Origin of the sequence: Arthrobacter sp. EPSL27, from assembly GCF_001512305.1 — a bacterium.
Lineage (GTDB): Bacteria > Actinomycetota > Actinomycetes > Actinomycetales > Micrococcaceae > Arthrobacter.
The window spans coordinates 684,575-700,956 of sequence record NZ_LNUT01000004.1; the positions used below are offsets into that span (position 1 = coordinate 684,575).

Genomic DNA, 16,382 nt, shown 5'->3' on the forward strand with positions numbered 1-16,382 from the left:
GCCGCGGAAGCACCGGCAGCAGCCGGGTGCAATTGCGCCTGCCGTTGCGGGAAGGATGAGGCGGGCGAATACGAAGCCACAGCGACGCGCGGCGTGATGCCGGAGCAGGCTGGGGCTCAGCCGGAGATGTCGGAACTGCACGGGCCCAGCCGGGACGGGACTGGGCCGGAAAGCGCCCAGCCGGCCGGGGCAGGGATGCTTGCTGAGATCCGCGAACTGGAAGACGAGAAGTCTGCCCTGTCAGCCCGGCAGTCCGTCGAGTTCGACCTGGTCCAGCGCCGGGAACAGGCCGCGGCCGGGGTGCCGGCGGCCGAACTTGGTGCCGGTGTCGCAGCGCAGATCGCGCTGGCCCGGCGTGAGTCCCCGGCCAAGGGCGGCCGGCTGCTGGGCCTGGCCAAAGCCCTCGTCACCGAGATGCCCCGCACCCTCGCGGCGCTGGAGGCCGGGCAGGTCAACGAATGGCGCGCCACCCTCCTCGTGAAGGAAACAGCGGCGCTGTCTGCGGCGGACCGGGCCGCCGTTGATGAGGAACTCGCCGCGGATACCGGAACGTTCGACGGCGCCGGGGACCGGGCCATCATCGCCGCCGCTCGGGCCGCGGCGTACCGGCGGGACCCGCGCACCGTCACCCAGCGCGCGGCCCACGCCGCGACCGAACGGACCGTCTCCCTCCGCCCGGCGCCGGACACCATGTGCTACCTCACCGCCCTGCTCCCGGTCTCCGCCGGGGTCGCCGTGCACGCCGCCCTCACCCGGGACGCCGACAGCGCCCGCGCCGCCGGAGACCCGAGAACCCGTGGCCAGCTCAAAGCCGACGCCCTCGTTGAACGGATCACCGGCACCCCCGGCGGGATCACCGGCATCGAGATCCAGCTCGTCATGACCGACCGCACCCTGTTGAGGGGAGACGCGGAACCGGCCCGGCTCCCCGGCTACGGCATCGTCCCCGCCGGCTGGACCCGAAAACTCCTCACCGGCGCCCAACCGGAAGCGGGACCCGACTCGGGAGCGCTCTCGGGAACCGAAGCTGGACCCGACACGGGAGGGCGGACGCGTGCGAGACGCGACACGGAACCGTGGACCGGAACTGAAGCGGAATCGCGAACGGGAACCGAAGCTGGACCCGGAGCGGGGCCGGAGGCAGGACCGCCAACGGGCACTGGCGCTGACCTGACCCTCTGGCTCCGGCGACTCTACACCGCGCCGGGCACCGGTGAACTGGTGGCGATGGACTCCCGGGCGCGGCTGTTCCCGCCCGGGCTCCGCCGCTTCATCACCGCCCGGGACGACACCTGCCGCACCCCGTACTGCGACGCGCCCATCCGCCACCTGGACCACATCATCCCGTGGCACAGCGGCGGCCCCACCACCGCTACCAACGGCGCCGGGCTCTGCGAAGCCTGCAACCACACCAAAGAAACCCCCGGCTGGACCGTCAGGCCGCGCCCGGGCCCCAGACACACCCTTCAAGTCACCACCCCCACCGGCCACACCTACCACTCCACCGCACCACCCCTCCCAGGCACGCCCTTGACGGGCACACCCCTGACGGGCACACCCCCGACCGGCACCCCGCGCACCGGCCCGGCTCTGCCCGGAATGCCACTGGCCGACCAGCCACTACCCGGCATTCCTCGCTCCGGCACATCCTGGCCCGCTACTGCGACGCCCAAATCCGGTGTCGCAGACACCAGGCGTCACCGACGCAAACTCCGGCACGAGGCGAAGGCCCTCAAGCTGGCCCGGTGCCATCGGTCTCGGGCGGCCAAATCTGCGGCCAAACCTGCGGCCTGAACCCGCCCGGAAGAGCGCCTTGGAAGCAGTGCCGCCAGCAGCGCTCGGCCACCTGCCGTGTTCGCTACAGTGCGTGCGCACAACAGAGCCGCCCGCCGATCGTAAGGATTGGCGGGCGGCTCTGTTGTAACCCAGCGGGTGCAACCCGGTGGCGGCTAGATGGAGGCTAGCGCGCGGCGACTTCCTCGGGTTCAGGCTCGGCGACGTCCGCCGTCGGGCTTGCCTGGGTGCGGAGCTTGGCGCCCTCCACATCGACGTCGGGCAGGATGCGGTCCAGCCAGCGGGGCAGCCACCAGGCCTTCTCGCCCAGCAGGTACATAACGGCTGGGACGATTGTCATGCGGACCACAAAGGCATCGATCAGCACCCCGAAGGCCATGGCGAAGCCGAGCGGGCGGACCATGTTCAGGTGCGAGAAGATGAAGCCCGAGAACACGCTGACCATGATGATCGCGGCGGCCGTGACCACCGCGGCGGCGTGGCTGAAGCCCGAGCGGACCGCGTGCTTGGCGGACTCGCCGTGCATGTACGACTCGCGCATGCCGGAGGCGATAAAAACCTGGTAGTCCATGGCCAGGCCGAACAGCACACCGATCAGGATGATCGGCAGGAAGCTGAGCACGGCACCGGGGTTCTCGACGCCGAAGACGTTCCCCAGCCAGCCCCACTGGTACACCGCGACGACGGCGCCGAACGCTGCGGCGAGCGAGAGGAGGAACCCGCCGGTGGCGAGCAGCGGCACCCAGATGGACCGGAACACCAGCAGCAGGAGGATCAGCGAGAGCCCCACCACAATGGCCAGGTACGGCGGCAGCGCGTCGCCCAGCTTGGTGGAGACATCCACGTTGCCGGCTGTCTGACCGGTGAGACCGATGGTGACGCCGGTGCTGTCCTCGATCTGGCCCTTCTCGGCGCGCAGCTGGGACACCACCTGCACGGTGCTGGCGCTGGCGGGGCCTTCGTTGGGGATGACCTGGAACACCGCGGTGCGGCGGTCCTCGCTCAGTGCCAGCGGAATGGCGGCGCTGACGTTGTCCGTGCCGCGCAGGATGTCGGCGACGTCGAACTGCTTGGCCTGTGCCTCTTCCGCGCTCAGGCCCGCGGGGAAATCGCCCACCACAATGATCGGGCCGGTCATGCCTTCGCCGAAGCTCTGCCTGGTGGTGTCGTAGGCCTGGAACGCAGTGGAGGCGACCGGTTCGGAGCTGGCATCCGGCAGGGCGAGCCGCAGCTGGCTGGCAGGCAGCGCCACGATCCCCAGCAGCAGGACCCCGGCCAGCATGGCCAGCCACGGGTGCTTGGTGACGATCCCGCCCCAGCCGTGGCTGCTGCGGTATTCATCCCGGGCACGGTCTTCGGCGTCGTGGCCGGGAGCGGCATTGTGCTTCTCCGCCTTGGCCCACGCGCGCTTGGAGATCAGTTTCCGGCCCACGAGCGAGAGGACAGCCGGGGTCAGGGTCAGGGCGACGACGACGGCGACGGCCACCGTCGCGGCGGCCGAGAGGCCCATCACGGCGAGGAACGGAAGGCCCGGGACCACCAGGGCGGCGAGGGCGATGATGACGGTGAGGCCGGCGAAGAGCACGGCGTTGCCGGAGGTTCCGGTGGCCAGCGCCACCGATTCTTCCGCGTCCATCCCGGCCAGCAGCTGGCCGCGGTGCCGGTTCACGATGAACAGCGAGTAGTCGATGCCGACCGCGAGGCCCAGCATGAGGGCCAGCATCGGGGAGATGGAACTCATGTCCACGGCACCGCTGAGGGCGAATGTGCCGCCCACGCCGACGGCGACGCCGACCAGTGCCATCAGCAGCGGAAGGCCGGCGGCGATCAGGGTGCCGAGCATGATGATCAGCACCAGGGCCGCCACTGCGATGCCGATAATTTCGGCGGTGCCAAAGAGTTCGGAGATGTCCTCGCTGATTTCCTTGCTGGGCAGCGCGGTCACGTCGGCGGCGGAGACCTCGCCCACGATGTCCTGGACCTGCTGGCGGACCTCTGGGTCGAGCCCATTGATGGAGGTGGTGAACTGGACCTGCGCGATTGCGGCCTTGCCGTCTTCGGATACGAAGCGCAGGCCCTCCGAGGCCTCCAGCTGGCGTGCACCCAGGGCCAGCTTTGCCTCGCCGGCGGCGAGTTCCTGGTTGCCGGCGTCGAGCTTGGCCTGACCCTCGGCGAGGGCGGCCTTCTGCTGCCCCAGCCGGGCTTCGATCGCAGCCGGGGGCATGCCGGCGGCGGCCATCTGCTGCTCGACGGCGTCCAGCTGCGCCTTTCCTGCCGCGAGTTCCGCGACGGCGGTCTCCAGCTGCGCCTTGCCGGCGACGGACTGTTCCTTGCCGGCGGCGAGGTCCGCCGCGGCCTGGTCCAGCTGCGCCTGCGTGGCGAACGGGTCCACCGTTCCCTGCACGTCCGGGAGGGTTTCGAGCTTGGTCAGCGCCGCGGACACGGCGTCCTTGCCCGCCTGGCTGAACTCCGCGCCGTTGGCTTCAAAGACGACGCTCGCGGAACCGCCCGAGGCGGAGGGCAGCTTCTCCTTGAGCTTGTCTGCCATCTGCTGGGTTTCGGTGCCCGGAATCTGGAAGTTGTTGGACAGGGTGCCGTGGAAGGCGGCGGCAGCACCGCCCACCGCCACCATCACTGCGAGCCACAGTGAGATGACGAGCCAGCGGTGGCGGTAGGAGAACTTGCCGAGACGGTAGAGCAGTAGGGCCATGTCAGTGCCGATCTGGGGAAGGGTTGGAGGCGGTGGCCGGAGTGGCCGGGACGGCGTCGGGGAGGGCGAACCCGGAGCCCAGCAGGCTCATGGATTCGATCAGGAGCTGGCGCAGGGTGGAGAGGGAATCGGCGGTGAGCGAACCGCCGCAGCGGGCGAACCAGACGTCCATGGCTGCTTTGCCGCAGGAGATGACGGACCCGGCCAGCGCGCGCAGGTACAGTTCGTCGAGCTCGACGCCGTCGCTGAGGCGTTCGCGGGCGGCGGCAATGATCTGGTCGGTGCAGTGGTCCCAGGCTTCCAGCTCGGACCGGCTGAGCTGGGGGTTGGCCTGGCCCAGGCTGTAGAGCTCAGCCAGCGGGGCCACCGTCATGGGGTCTGCGAGCTCCACGAGCGCCGCCCGGGCGGATTCGAGGAAGGGTTCGCCGGCCGGGCGCAGCCGGAACTGCTGCAGGGCCTTGTCCAGGAAGCCGAAGGTGACGGCGGCGATGGCCGCCTCGGTGCTGCCGAAGTAGTTGAAGAATGTGCGGCGGGAGATCCCCGCGGCGTCGGCGATGTCCTCCACCGTGAAATTGCTGGGACCCTTTGACCGGATCAGCGCCAGGGCGGCATCGGTGATGGCCTGGCGGGTGGCCGCCTTGTTGAGTTCGCGGCGCGACGGTGCCTCGGGCAGGGGCTGGGTCTGGAAGGCGGGCACGCTTTTACACTACGTGCATATTTGCACTCCGGGCAACTTTTTCCTGGCCGGATTTCCGGGGCCGAAAAACCCTCACAGGAAGATGAAAGGTTCCCGACAGCTCTCGCAGAAGCGGCCCTCGCAGACTGGAACCACGTCTTGAACAAGACACCATCGAGAGAGCCGTGGCGACACGGCCGGACCAGGAGGCACTCCATGTCACGCACCAAGAGAATGACGCTCGCCATTTCCGCCGGGGCGCTGGCCCTCGGCGCCGGCCTTGGCGTCACCGAGATGGCGTCGGCCGCCACCACGCCGACGCCGGCCCCCAGCACCAGCACGTCCGCGGAAGCGGCTCCCGGCACCACCGACGGGCCGGGCATGCGCGGCGGGCACGGCCGGGGCGGCGACCGCGGGGCGGCCATGGCCTCGGAACTGGCCGCCAAGCTCGGCGTCGATGAGGCAAAAGTGACCGAGGCCCTGCAGGCCTTCCGGGAGGCCAACCGGCCGGCGACGCCGCCGGCGGAAGGCACCAAGCCGGACCGCGCAGAGCGGGAAGCCGCGCTGGCCAAGTCCCTGGCGGAGTCGCTGGGCATCGAGGAATCAAAGGTCACCGCGGCGCTGGAGGAGCTTCGCACCGCGGCGCAGTCGGACCGTGCCGCCGCGTTGAAGACAAGGCTGGACAAGGCCGTCTCCGACGGGACCCTGACCCAGGCCGAGGCGGACGCCGTCACCAAGGCGGTCGAGAAGGGCGTGATCGGCGGCGGCGGACACTAAGACCCGCGCGGGCCGCCGTCGTCCCTGACCCGGCCCAATTCCAAAGGCGCCAAAGGAGCCCAACACCAAAGAAGTCCCCGGGAATTCTCCCGGGGACTCCTTTCGTGGAACGTATGCCTGCGGCTACGCCTTGGCGTCGGCCAGCTCGCGGCCGTTCGCAGCGGCGGTACCAGTTGCTGCGGCGGGCCCGCCGTCGGCCGTGGCCTCAGCCGTGTTCTCAGCAGCCGTGTTCTCGGAGTCATCGCTGAACGGGTCGCCGGTGCGCGGCGCGTTGTACAGCGACTCGTCCAGGATGCCCTGGCGCTTGGCGACGATGGTGGGGATCAGGGCCTGGCCCGCAACGTTGACGGCGGTACGGCCCATGTCCAGGATCGGGTCGATGGCCAGCAGCAGCCCGACGCCGGCCAGCGGCAGTCCCAGCGTGGAGAGCGTCAGCGTCAACATGACGACGGCGCCGGTGGTCCCGGCGGTCGCGGCGGAGCCTAGGACGGAGACGAGGGCGATCAGCAGGTACTGGGTGAAGTCGAGCTGGATGCCGAAGAACTGGGCCACGAAGATCGCAGAGATGGCCGGGTAGATCGCGGCGCAGCCGTCCATCTTGGTGGTGGCGCCCAGCGGGACGGCGAACGAGGCGTAGCCGCGGGGGACACCCAGGCTGCGTTCGGTCACACGCTGCGTCAGGGGCAGGGTGCCCACCGAGGAGCGGGAGACGAAGGCCAGCTGGACGGCCGGCCAGACGCCGGAGAAGTACTGCCGGACGGACAGTCCGTGCGCGCGGACCAGGATGGGGTACACCGCGAAGAGCACCAGCGCCAGGCCCACGTAGATGGCGAACGTGAACTTGCCGAGGGAACCGATGGTGTCCCAGCCGTAGATGGCCACAGCGTTGCCGATCAGGCCGACGGTGCCGAGCGGGGCGATCCGGATGATCCACCAGAGAACCTTCTGGATCACGGCGAGGGCGGAGGCGTTGAGGTTCAGGAACGGCTCGGCCGCCTTGCCCACCTTCAGCGCTGCGATGCCGACGGCGACAGCAATCACCAGGATCTGCAGGACGTTGAAGCTCACCGAGGTGGTGGCCACACCGTCGGTCACGGTGGTGCTGGCCCCGAGTCCCAGGAAGTTCTTCGGGAACAGGCCGGTGAGGAAGGCCCACCAGCTGCCCACCTTGGACGGTGCCTCGCCCTGGCCGGTGATGCCGGTGTTGGCGCCCGGCTGCAGGAGCACGCCCAGGCCGATGCCGATCAGCACGGCGATCAGGGCCGTGATGGCGAACCAGAGCAGCGTGTTCCAGGCCAGCCGGGCGGCGTTGGAAACCGCGCGCAGGTTGGAGATGGAACTGACGACGGCGGTGAAGATGAGGGGCACGACGGCGGTCTGCAGCAGCGAGACGTAGCTCGAGCCGATGGTCTGCAGGGTGGCGCCGAGGGCGTTGGGGTTCGCCTTGGTGCTGCCCGTGTACTTGGCCAGGAGGCCCAGTCCCAGGCCCACGATCAGGGCGGCGATGATCTGGAAGCCGAACGAGCCGGCCCATTTGGGCAGCTGGAAGCCGGTCTTCCCGGCGGGTGCGGGGGTGCTTGTCTGAGTGGTCACCGGATCACGCTAGGACCGGGGTGCCTATCACGGCGAACGCATGTTGAGAAATATTACGTGGCCGGGATTGCGGTCCGGCCGCAAAATCCCCGAAACTACGCCGCGGAACGGCCCGTTTGTGAAGTTATTCCCGGCCCGGATGTGGCGATTGTCTCCGCTCCCTGCACCGAGACAGCAGTTCGCGGCAGTGTCATCGAACAACACTGCCGCGAACTGCACACTCGCGGACCGCGCCTACCCCAGGAGGGCTCGCTTGAGGGTGTCGAGGCCGACCGAGCCGATGTTGAGGGCCTTGGTGTGGAAGGCCTTCAGCTCGAAGCCGGGGCGGGACTCAAGCTCGGCGCGGATCTGCTCCCACAAACGCTGGCCCACCTTGTACGACGGCGCCTGTCCCGGCCAGCCGAGGTAGCGGGTGAACTCGAAGTTGAGCTGGCCCTCGCTGATGGCGAGGTTCTGCTTCAGGAAGCCGTAGCCCTTCTCCGGGGTCCAGGTGCCGGAACCCCAGCGCTCGGGGACGTCCAGCTCCAGGTGGACGCCGATGTCGAACACCACCCGTGCCGCGCGCATGCGCTGCATGTCCAGCATGCCCATGTGGTCGCCCGGGTCCTTGAGGTAGCCCAGTTCCTGCATCAGCTTCTCCGCGTAAAGCGCCCAGCCCTCGCCGTGGCCGGAGGTCCAGCAGACGTTCCGGCGCCACTTGTTCAGCAGTTCGCGGCGGTAGGTGGCGGTGGCGACCTGGAGGTGGTGGCCCGGAACGCCCTCGTGGTAGACCGTGGTGGTCTCCGCCCAGGTGGTGAACGTGTCCTCGCCCGGCGGAACGGACCACCACATGCGGCCCGGCCGGCTGAAGTCATCCGACGGGCCGGTGTAGTAGATGCCGCCCTCGTCGGTCGGGGCGATCTTGCATTCCAGGGTCTTCATGACGTCCGGGATGTCGAAGTGGACGCCCGCAAGGTCGGCCACGGCCTTGTCCGAGAGTTCCTGCATCCAGGCCTGGAGGGCGTCGGTGCCCTTGAGCTGCCGCGCGGGGTCGTTGTTCAGAACCTCCTTGGCCTCCTCGATGGTGGCGCCGGGGCGGATCTCTTCGGCCACACGCTCCTGCTCGGCGATCAGGCGGTCCAGTTCCTGCACGCCCCAGGCGTAGGTTTCCTCCAGGTCCACCGTGGCGCCGAGGAACGCGCGCGAGGCCAGCGCGTAGCGCTCGCGGCCCACCGCGTCCTTTTCGGGGGCTACGGGCAGCAGTTCGGATTCCAGGAATCCGGCCAGCCGGGAGTACGCCACGCGCGCTGCGGCAGCACCGGCGTCGAGCCTTGACTGCACGTCCGCCGGCAGCGGGCCGTCCGCGGTCTTGGCCTCCTGGGCCAGCTTCGCGAAGAACCCGTCCTCCGCGGCGTGCTTGGTGGTCTGTTCGATCACGATCTTGACCTGCCGGGCGGCGGCCACTTTGCCGTCTTCCTTGGCGGCCCGCAGCGATTCGATATAGCCGTCCAGGGCGGCCGGGACGTTGTGCGCACGCCCCGCGATGTGCTCCCACTGCCCGGCGGTGTCCGTCGGCATCAGGTCGAAGATGGCCCGGATCTCCTGCGAGGGGGAGGCGATGTTGTTCAGTTCGGCGAGGTCCCAGCCGGATTCGTGGAGCTCCAGCTGCAGGCCCAGCCGCTCGCGCATGGCATCCAGGGTGACGGCGTCGACGTCGTCTGCCGGCGCCAGGCCGTCCAGCGCCGCGAGGGTCTCCCGCGCGGCCGCGGTGAACTCCTCGTGCCCGGCGGGGGAGAAGTCCTGGTACTCGGTCTCGTGCCCGGGAAGGCCAAGCTCGGTGGCGAAGCTGGGGTTAAGCCGGATCAGGGTGTCCGTGAAGGCGTCGGCGACGGCATCGATGGCCGTGTGCGGGCGTGCGCCGTCCAGGCTGGTGGTGGACGTGTTCTCAGTGGTTTCGTTAGTCACCCGACGAGACTAGCCCGGCACCGGCCGTTATGAAAGGGTTGCTGAACTTTTATTAGCCCCGGCTGCGCCGCCACGAACCGGGTCCGGGCTTGGGCGCCAGCTGCAGCTGCTGGCGGCGGATCCACTGCCGTGCACTCGGTTTCTCCGGCGTGGCCGGGCCGCCGCTGCCCAGGGCCAGCACGACGGCGGTGAGCGCGGCGAGCTCTTCCGGCGTCGGCTCGCCCTTGGCGACGGCGAGCAGGGGCTGCTCCGGGCCGGCGGCACCGTTTTCCGGGACTGCGTTTTCCGGGACTGTGTTTTTCGAGACTGTGTTTTCCGGGACTGCTGAGGCCGTCACAGCGGGATGTTCCCGTGCTTCTTGGCGGGCAGGCTGGCCCGTTTGTCCCGCAGGGCACGCAGGCCCTTAATGATCTGCATCCGCGTCTCCGACGGCGCGATGACGGCGTCCACGTAGCCCAGCTGCGCGGCCTGGTAGGGGTTGAGCAGTTCTTCCTCGTACTGCCGGATGACCTCGGCGCGCTTGGCCTCGACGTCGCCGCCCTCCTGGGCGACCGCGGCGAGTTCGCGGCGGTACAGGATGTTGACGGCGCCCTGGGCGCCCATCACACCGATCTGGGCCGTAGGCCAGGCCAGGTTGATGTCCGCGCCGAGCTTCTTGGAGCCCATCACGATGTACGCCCCGCCGTAGGCCTTGCGGGTAATGACGGTCAGCTTCGGCACGGTGGCCTCGGCGTAGGCGTAGAGCAGCTTGGCGCCGCGGCGGATGATGCCCTGGAACTCCTGGTCCTTGCCGGGCAGGAAGCCCGGGACGTCCACCAGCGTAATGATGGGGATGTTGAAGGCATCGCAGTGCCGGACGAAGCGGGCTGCCTTCTCCGAGGCGGCGATGTCCAGGGTGCCGGCGAACTGCATCGGCTGGTTGGCAACGATGCCCACCGTGTGGCCCTCCACCCGGCCGTAGCCGATGATCACGTTCGGGGCGTACAGGGACTGCATCTCCAGGAAGTGCGCGTCGTCCACGATCTGCTCGATGACCTTGCGCATGTCGTAGGGCTGGTTGGCCGAGTCCGGGATCAGGACGTCCAGGGCGAGGTCGTCGTCGTCGAGCTCCAGCTCCTGGGAGTGCTCCAGCACGGGGGCTTCGGCGAGGTTGTTGGACGGCAGGAAGTCCAGGAGCTCACGGACGAACTCGACGGCGTCGGCCTCGTCGGAGGCGAGGTAGGTCGACGTTCCCGTGGTGGCGTTGTGCTGGCGGGCGCCGCCCAGGGTTTCCATGTCCACGTCCTCACCCGTAACGGTCTTGATGACGTCCGGGCCGGTGATGAACATGTGGGAGGTCTTGTCCACCATCACCACGTAGTCTGTCAAGGCGGGGGAGTAGGCCGCGCCGCCGGCGGACGGGCCCATGATGAGGGAGATCTGCGGGACGACGCCGGAGGCGTGCACGTTGTTGCGGAAGATGTCCGCGAACATGGCCAGCGAGGCGACGCCCTCCTGGATGCGGGCGCCGCCGCCGTCGAGGATGCCCACCACGGGGCAGCCGTTGCGCAGCGCAAACTCCTGGACCTTGACGATCTTCTCGCCGTTGACCTGGCTCAGCGAACCGCCGTAGACGGAGAAGTCCTGGCTGTACACGGCCACCGGGCGGCCGTCCACCGTGCCGTAGCCGGAGACCAGGCCGTCGCCCAGCGGCTTCTTCTTCTCCATGCCGAAGGCGGAGGAGCGGTGCACGGCGAGGGCATCAAACTCGACGAAGGAGCCGGCGTCCAGCAGCAGGTCGATGCGCTCGCGGGCCGTGTTCTTGCCGCGTGCGTGCTGCTTTTCGATCGCTTCCGGGCCGGAGGGCTGCTCAGCACGGGCCTGGCGGTCGCGGAAGTCGGCAATCTTCCCCGCGGTCGTGGTCAGATCGTGGCTCATCAGGTGTCTCCGGCTCTGTAGGTCATTACGGCTGTGTACGTTCTCGCTGGCCTGTGCGGGGGCGCTTAAGTGGGTTCCACACAAAAACATGGCCGTGTTGGCAAGTCTAGTGACGGTATTCGCCCGCGCCGCTGTAGAAAACCTACAATTTTCGGCCCAATCCCACCCGGGTGCCGGACCGCAACACCCGGCAGCGCCGGTATGTTACCGGCGAGTAACATCGGTTAGAGTGTCCTCATGACTTTGAGCAACGACGCTTCGGGCGCCGCCCCGCAGTCCCAGCCGCAGTCCCGGCAGGAGGGGCCCTACCAGGGGTCCGGTTCCCTGCAGGGCCGCACCATCCTCATCTCCGGCGGCAGCCGCGGGATCGGTTTGGCCATTGCCGCCCGTGCCGCGCGCGACGGCGCCAACATCGTCCTGATGGCCAAGACCGGCCAGCCGCACGCCAAGCTCGAAGGCACGGTGTACTCCGCGGCCGAACAGATCGAGGCGGCCGGCGGACAGGCCCTGCCGCTGGTGGGGGATGTGCGCAACGACGCCGACGTCGCCGCGGCCGTGGCCGCCGCCGTCGAACGCTTCGGCGGGATCGACGTGGTCATTAACAACGCGTCCGCCATCGACCTGTCCACCACCGACGACGTCGACATGAAGCGCTACGACCTCATGCAGGACATCAATGTCCGGGGCACGTTCCTGCTCTCCAAGCTGGCCATGCCGGCCCTCCGCAAGTCCGACGCCGGCCACATCCTGACGCTGTCCCCGCCGCTGAACCTGGACCCCAAGTGGGCCGGCCTGCACCTGGCGTACACCATGGCCAAGTACGGCATGAGCCTGACCACCCTGGGCCTGGCCGAGGAACTGAAGGCCGACGGGATCTCCGTGAACTCCCTGTGGCCCCGCACGCTGATCGACACGGCCGCCATCCGCAACATGCCGGGCGGGGACAAGATCGTCCAGGGCGCCCGGGGACCGGAGATCATGGCGGACGCAGCCCACGCGGTGCTGACCGGCAGCCACGCCGTTCCGGACTCCGGCAGCCGGACGGGAAACTTCTATACCGACGAACAGGTCCTCGCCGCCGCCGGCGTCACGGACTTCAGCCCGTACAGCCTGGGCGCCCCGGAAGACCGGCTGATTCCCGACATCTTCCTTTGAACCCCCGGATAAACCCCCAGGGTTTCCTGTGGATTCCGCACCGGCGGCACTTACCGCCGGTGCGGCCGGAGCCGAGCACCGCGTAACTCGGTAGGATTCAAAGCATGGAAGCCGCGCAGGAATCCCCGGACCGTCCGCCCCTTGATGTGAACGCCCTCAGCGATGAGGCGTTCCTCTCAGCCAACGGCATTCCGCGGCTCACCGTGGTGGAGTCCACCGGCTCCACCAACGCGGACCTGCTCCGCGGAGCCGGCGAAGATCCCTCCGCCTACCCGGACCTGACGGTGCTGGCCGCCGAATACCAGAGCGCGGCGCGCGGACGGCTGGACCGCCGCTGGGAAGCGCCCGCCAGGAGCTCGGTGTCAGTATCGCTTGTGCTGCGCCCGGTCAACGCGGAGGGGCGGCCGCTGCCGACCCAGAGCTATTCCTGGCTCTCCCTGCTCGCCGCCCTCGCCCTTTGCGAGGCCCTGGTGGACACCGCCGGCCTCCCGGCGGAACTGAAATGGCCCAACGACGTCCTGGTCCGGGGCCGGAAGATCGCCGGCATCCTGGCCCAGCTCGGCCCCCTGCAGGGCGGCGCCGTGCCGCCCGTGGTGCTGGGCACCGGACTGAACGTCACGCTCACCGAGGCCGAGCTTCCCGTCCCCACCGCCACCTCCGTCCTGCTGGAAAACGCTGCCTCGACGGACCGGACTGCGCTGCTTAAGAGCTACTTGTCCCGCTTCACCGCGCTCTACCGCAGCTTCTGCAACGCCGACGGCGATCCCACCGCCGGGATGGCCGGCGGGTCCTCCCTGCACAAGCGGCTGGAGCACCAGCTCACCACCTTGGGCAAGCAGGTCCGTGCCCAGCTTCCCGGCGACCACGAAATCATCGGCCACGCCACGCGCCTGGACGACTACGGATCGCTCCTGGTGGTGGACTCCGGCGGGCACGAGCACGTGGTGACTGCCGGCGACGTGGTGCACCTGCGGCCCTGGACACCTCCGGGCCAGAGCGCGGGCCATGAAAGCGGTTATGCGTAAAGAGCTCCTGCCGGGCGAACAAGTCATTGTGGTGACCCGGCCGCAGCCCCGGACCCTGATTTTCCCGGCGCTGCTGTTCATCCTGGTGCCGGCCCTGGCTGCCTACGCCAGCGCATGGATCGTCAAGGGCGGGCCGGGCACGCTGGTTCCGGTGGTCAGGGAATCGGCCAGGCAGTGGACGCCGTGGCTGGTCGGGGCGTGTATCGGGCTGGCGGCCTGGGTACTGCTGGGCTACTGCCTGCCCAGGGTTCTGTCCTGGCAGGCCACAAAATACACGCTGACCAGCCAGCGGCTGGTTGCCCGGTACGGCATGCTCCGACGGCGCGACCAGCAGGTGTGGCTGGCCGCCGTCCGTAATGTGGAGATCCATCAGTCGTTGCTCCAGCGCATATTGCGGTCAGGGAACATATCCTTGGATACCGGGTACCCGGCCGGCACCGTGGTCCCCGACGTTCCGGAAGCGGCGACGTTCCGCAGCTTCATATTCGACGCCATCAAAGAGCTCCCGCAGGGCGGGGTGCTGGGCGCCGGGGAACTGCCCTACGATAACGCCGGCCCCGGGCAGATAGAGCCGTGGACCTTGGAGACGAGAGAAGGTGGAAGAGATGAGCGCTGACAACGGTCACCGTGACACGGGGCTGCTGGCCGAAGGGCCCGCGCATGTTTCGGATGCCTTTGTGGAGGCTGCCAGCCTCGAAGCCGCCGTCCTCGACACGCTCGCCGAGGGCACCGACGGCGGGTCCGCGGCTTCCGCTGTAACACCGGAACCCGGTATTGCTGCGTCCGGGGTCGTTGAACCAGACGATGACGACCCGGACGTCGTTGAACCGGACGTCCGTGAACCTGACGCTGCTGACCCGGACGCCGTTGATTCAGGCGATGCCGAGCCTGCCGTTGCTGAGCCCGACGTTGCCGATGCGGCCGTTGCCGGTTCCGACGCCGCCGACGCGGACGCCCCCGACACGGACGCTCCCGACGCGGACGCCCCCGACGCGGACGCCCCCGACGTAGCCGCCCCCGCTGCCGCCGGGCCGCCCACCGGCGCCATGTCCGCCGAACGCCTTGCCCTCAAAGCCCTGGAGCAGCGGCTGCTGGGCGGCGAACGCAAACTCCGCCGCCGCGAGGTGGCCTCCGGCGCCGGGCTGTCCCTGCTGTCCGCCCGGAAACTCTGGCGCGCCCTCGGCTTCCCCAATATCGGGGACGAGGATGTGGCCTTCACCGAACGCGACCAGTCCGCGCTGAATACCATCGTGGACCTGGTCCGCGCCGGCCAGCTCACCGAGGAAGCCGCGATCTCCGTGACCCGCGCCATCGGCCAGATGACGGACCGCATGGTGGTGTGGCAGATCGAAGCCCTGGTGGAGGACATGGTCCAGAACCAGGGCGTCACCGATGCCGTGGCCCGCAAGCGACTGGTCGGCGAACTGCCGTCCCTCGTGGACGCGCTGGAGGAAATGCTGGTCTACTCCTGGCGCCGCCAGCTCAACGCCGGGATCCAGCGCCTCGCGGTGCGGGCCGAGGCCGGGCTGGCCTCCAGCGAGGAAGGCCGCGAAGGCGACGAGGACGACGCACCGCTGCCGCTGGCACGGGCCGTCGGCTTCGCGGACCTGGTCTCCTACACCAGCCTGTCCCGCCGGATGAACGAAAAAACCCTGGCCCAGCTGGTGCAGCGCTTCGAGAACAAGTGCGCCGAAATCATCTCGGTGGGCGGCGGGCGCCTGGTCAAGACCGTGGGCGACGAAGTCCTTTACATCGCCGAGACCCCCGCGGCCGGCGCCGAAATCTCCCTCGCCCTGTGCCAGGCCTTCACGGACGACGAGATCCTCCCGCAGGCCCGGGTGGCCATGGTCTGGGGGCGGATCCTGTCCCGGCTGGGCGACATCTACGGCCCCACGGTCAACCTCGCGGCGCGGCTGACCGCGCTGGCGGATCCGGGAACGGTGCTGGTGGATTCCATGACGGCAGCGGCGCTGGAACACGATGAACGCTTCGTCCTGCTGCCGCGCCCGGCCGAGGACGTCCGCGGCTTCGGCGAGATCCACCCGATCCAGCTCCAGCGGGGCGCCGGCCGCGGGCTCGTTCTGGACTAGATCTGGATTAACCGCACCTGAGCTGGGCCGATGCTGACCCGGCCGGATTTGACCCGGCCAACGTTTCTCTAATCGATGGCTAATATGCGATAGTCGAAGCTATCTGGCACCACCGCGGGCGATGCCCCGTGCGCGGCGCCGTGACTTTCTGGGGGACACAGCACACATGAACACCTTCCTCGCTGCCCTGCGGCCGAAATCCCGCCGGCAGGCTGACGCGCGCCCCCTCACCGCCCGCCGCCGGCGCATCCTCTCCGGTACCGGCCTTGTGGTGGCGGGGGCGGTGTTGGTGACGGGTGCAATTGTTTATCCGGGGTTTAAGACCACTGAGGTGGAGTTGAACGACGGTGGTGTGTGGGTGGTGTCGAAGTCGAAGAATGCTGTGGGGCGGTTGAATTATCCGTCGCGGGTGTTGGATGGGGCGGTGACGCCGGCGTCGACGACGTTTGATGTGTTGCAGGATGCCGGGACTGTGTTTGTTGATGACAGTGCTGGTTCGACGTTGAACCAGGTGTCGGCGGCGCAGATGCGGTTGGGCGGGGATAAGCAGTTGCCGGGGGCGGCGGAGGTGAGTTTCGGGTCGGACGTTATTGCGGTGACGGACGCGGCGAAGGGCACTGTGTGGGCGTTGTCGCCGTCGACGGTGAGTGGTTTTGATGCGGAGAATTCCGAGCCGGTGTTGCAGGGGTCGCAGGGCACGG

Annotated in this window: 13 protein-coding genes; 6 read left to right on the top strand and 7 right to left on the bottom strand. The window is 68.8% G+C overall.

Going from position 1 to position 16,382, the window contains the following annotated elements:
- Window positions 1–195 precede the first annotated feature (195 nt).
- Window positions 196–1,794 (top strand): HNH endonuclease, encoded by a 1,599-nt coding sequence (locus tag AR539_RS07790; protein ID WP_231728529.1) that lies wholly within the window; start codon window positions 196–198, stop codon window positions 1,792–1,794.
- Between the two features lie 166 nt (window positions 1,795–1,960).
- Here the strand turns inward: AR539_RS07790 and AR539_RS07795 are convergent, their stop codons facing one another.
- A complete protein-coding gene (locus tag AR539_RS07795) occupies window positions 1,961–4,504 on the bottom strand; it encodes an MMPL family transporter (RefSeq protein ID WP_066434449.1) in 2,544 nt (847 codons plus the stop codon).
- A gap of 1 nt (window position 4,505) precedes the next feature.
- Complete coding sequence (locus AR539_RS07800; protein WP_066434452.1) at window positions 4,506–5,201, bottom strand: TetR/AcrR family transcriptional regulator; 696 nt, start codon at window positions 5,199–5,201, stop codon at window positions 4,506–4,508.
- Between the two features lie 195 nt (window positions 5,202–5,396).
- Here AR539_RS07800 and AR539_RS07805 point away from each other — a divergent pair, with 195 nt between their 5' ends.
- Window positions 5,397–5,957 carry a hypothetical protein gene (locus AR539_RS07805; protein ID WP_066434457.1) on the top strand — a complete coding sequence of 187 codons (561 nt, stop codon included), beginning with the start codon at window positions 5,397–5,399 and terminating at the stop codon, window positions 5,955–5,957.
- 123 nt (window positions 5,958–6,080) lie between these two features.
- On the opposite strand, the gene AR539_RS07810 is transcribed toward AR539_RS07805, so the two are convergent.
- From AR539_RS07810 to AR539_RS07825, 4 genes are all read right to left on the bottom strand, one after another.
- The gene (locus AR539_RS07810) at window positions 6,081–7,550 is read right to left on the bottom strand and encodes a dicarboxylate/amino acid:cation symporter (RefSeq protein ID WP_066434460.1); all 1,470 of its coding nucleotides are present in this window, start codon (window positions 7,548–7,550) and stop codon (window positions 6,081–6,083) included.
- Window positions 7,551–7,784: 234 nt separating this feature from the next.
- Entirely contained in the window at window positions 7,785–9,494 is a 1,710-nt protein-coding gene (locus AR539_RS07815; RefSeq protein ID WP_066434463.1) for a DUF885 domain-containing protein, read from the bottom strand.
- Window positions 9,495–9,546: 52 nt separating this feature from the next.
- A complete protein-coding gene (locus AR539_RS07820) occupies window positions 9,547–9,831 on the bottom strand; it encodes an acyl-CoA carboxylase subunit epsilon (RefSeq protein WP_082699244.1) in 285 nt (94 codons plus the stop codon).
- Complete coding sequence (locus tag AR539_RS07825) at window positions 9,828–11,411, bottom strand: acyl-CoA carboxylase subunit beta (RefSeq protein WP_066434465.1); 1,584 nt, start codon at window positions 11,409–11,411, stop codon at window positions 9,828–9,830. The genes AR539_RS07820 and AR539_RS07825 overlap by 4 nt, the downstream gene beginning before the upstream one ends.
- Window positions 11,412–11,648: 237 nt before the next feature.
- Between AR539_RS07825 and AR539_RS07830 the strand changes: the two genes are divergently transcribed.
- The 4 genes from AR539_RS07830 to AR539_RS07845 all read left to right on the top strand — a co-directional run bounded on the left by AR539_RS07830 (window position 11,649) and on the right by AR539_RS07845 (window position 15,681).
- The gene (locus AR539_RS07830; RefSeq protein ID WP_066434467.1) at window positions 11,649–12,566 is read left to right on the top strand and encodes an SDR family oxidoreductase; all 918 of its coding nucleotides are present in this window, start codon (window positions 11,649–11,651) and stop codon (window positions 12,564–12,566) included.
- A 104-nt stretch (window positions 12,567–12,670) separates the two neighbouring features.
- Window positions 12,671–13,591 (top strand): biotin--[acetyl-CoA-carboxylase] ligase, encoded by a 921-nt coding sequence (locus AR539_RS07835; RefSeq protein WP_066434469.1) that lies wholly within the window; start codon window positions 12,671–12,673, stop codon window positions 13,589–13,591.
- The gene (locus tag AR539_RS07840; RefSeq protein ID WP_066434472.1) at window positions 13,584–14,207 is read left to right on the top strand and encodes a PH domain-containing protein; all 624 of its coding nucleotides are present in this window, start codon (window positions 13,584–13,586) and stop codon (window positions 14,205–14,207) included. The genes AR539_RS07835 and AR539_RS07840 overlap by 8 nt, the downstream gene beginning before the upstream one ends.
- Window positions 14,197–15,681 carry an adenylate/guanylate cyclase domain-containing protein gene (locus tag AR539_RS07845; RefSeq protein ID WP_231728530.1) on the top strand — a complete coding sequence of 495 codons (1,485 nt, stop codon included), beginning with the start codon at window positions 14,197–14,199 and terminating at the stop codon, window positions 15,679–15,681. Before AR539_RS07840 ends, AR539_RS07845 begins: the two co-directional genes overlap by 11 nt.
- A 396-nt stretch (window positions 15,682–16,077) precedes the next feature.
- Here AR539_RS07845 and AR539_RS19675 read toward each other — a convergent pair whose 3' ends face one another.
- The gene (locus AR539_RS19675) at window positions 16,078–16,380 is read right to left on the bottom strand and encodes a hypothetical protein (RefSeq protein WP_231728531.1); all 303 of its coding nucleotides are present in this window, start codon (window positions 16,378–16,380) and stop codon (window positions 16,078–16,080) included.
- Window positions 16,381–16,382 lie beyond the last annotated feature (2 nt).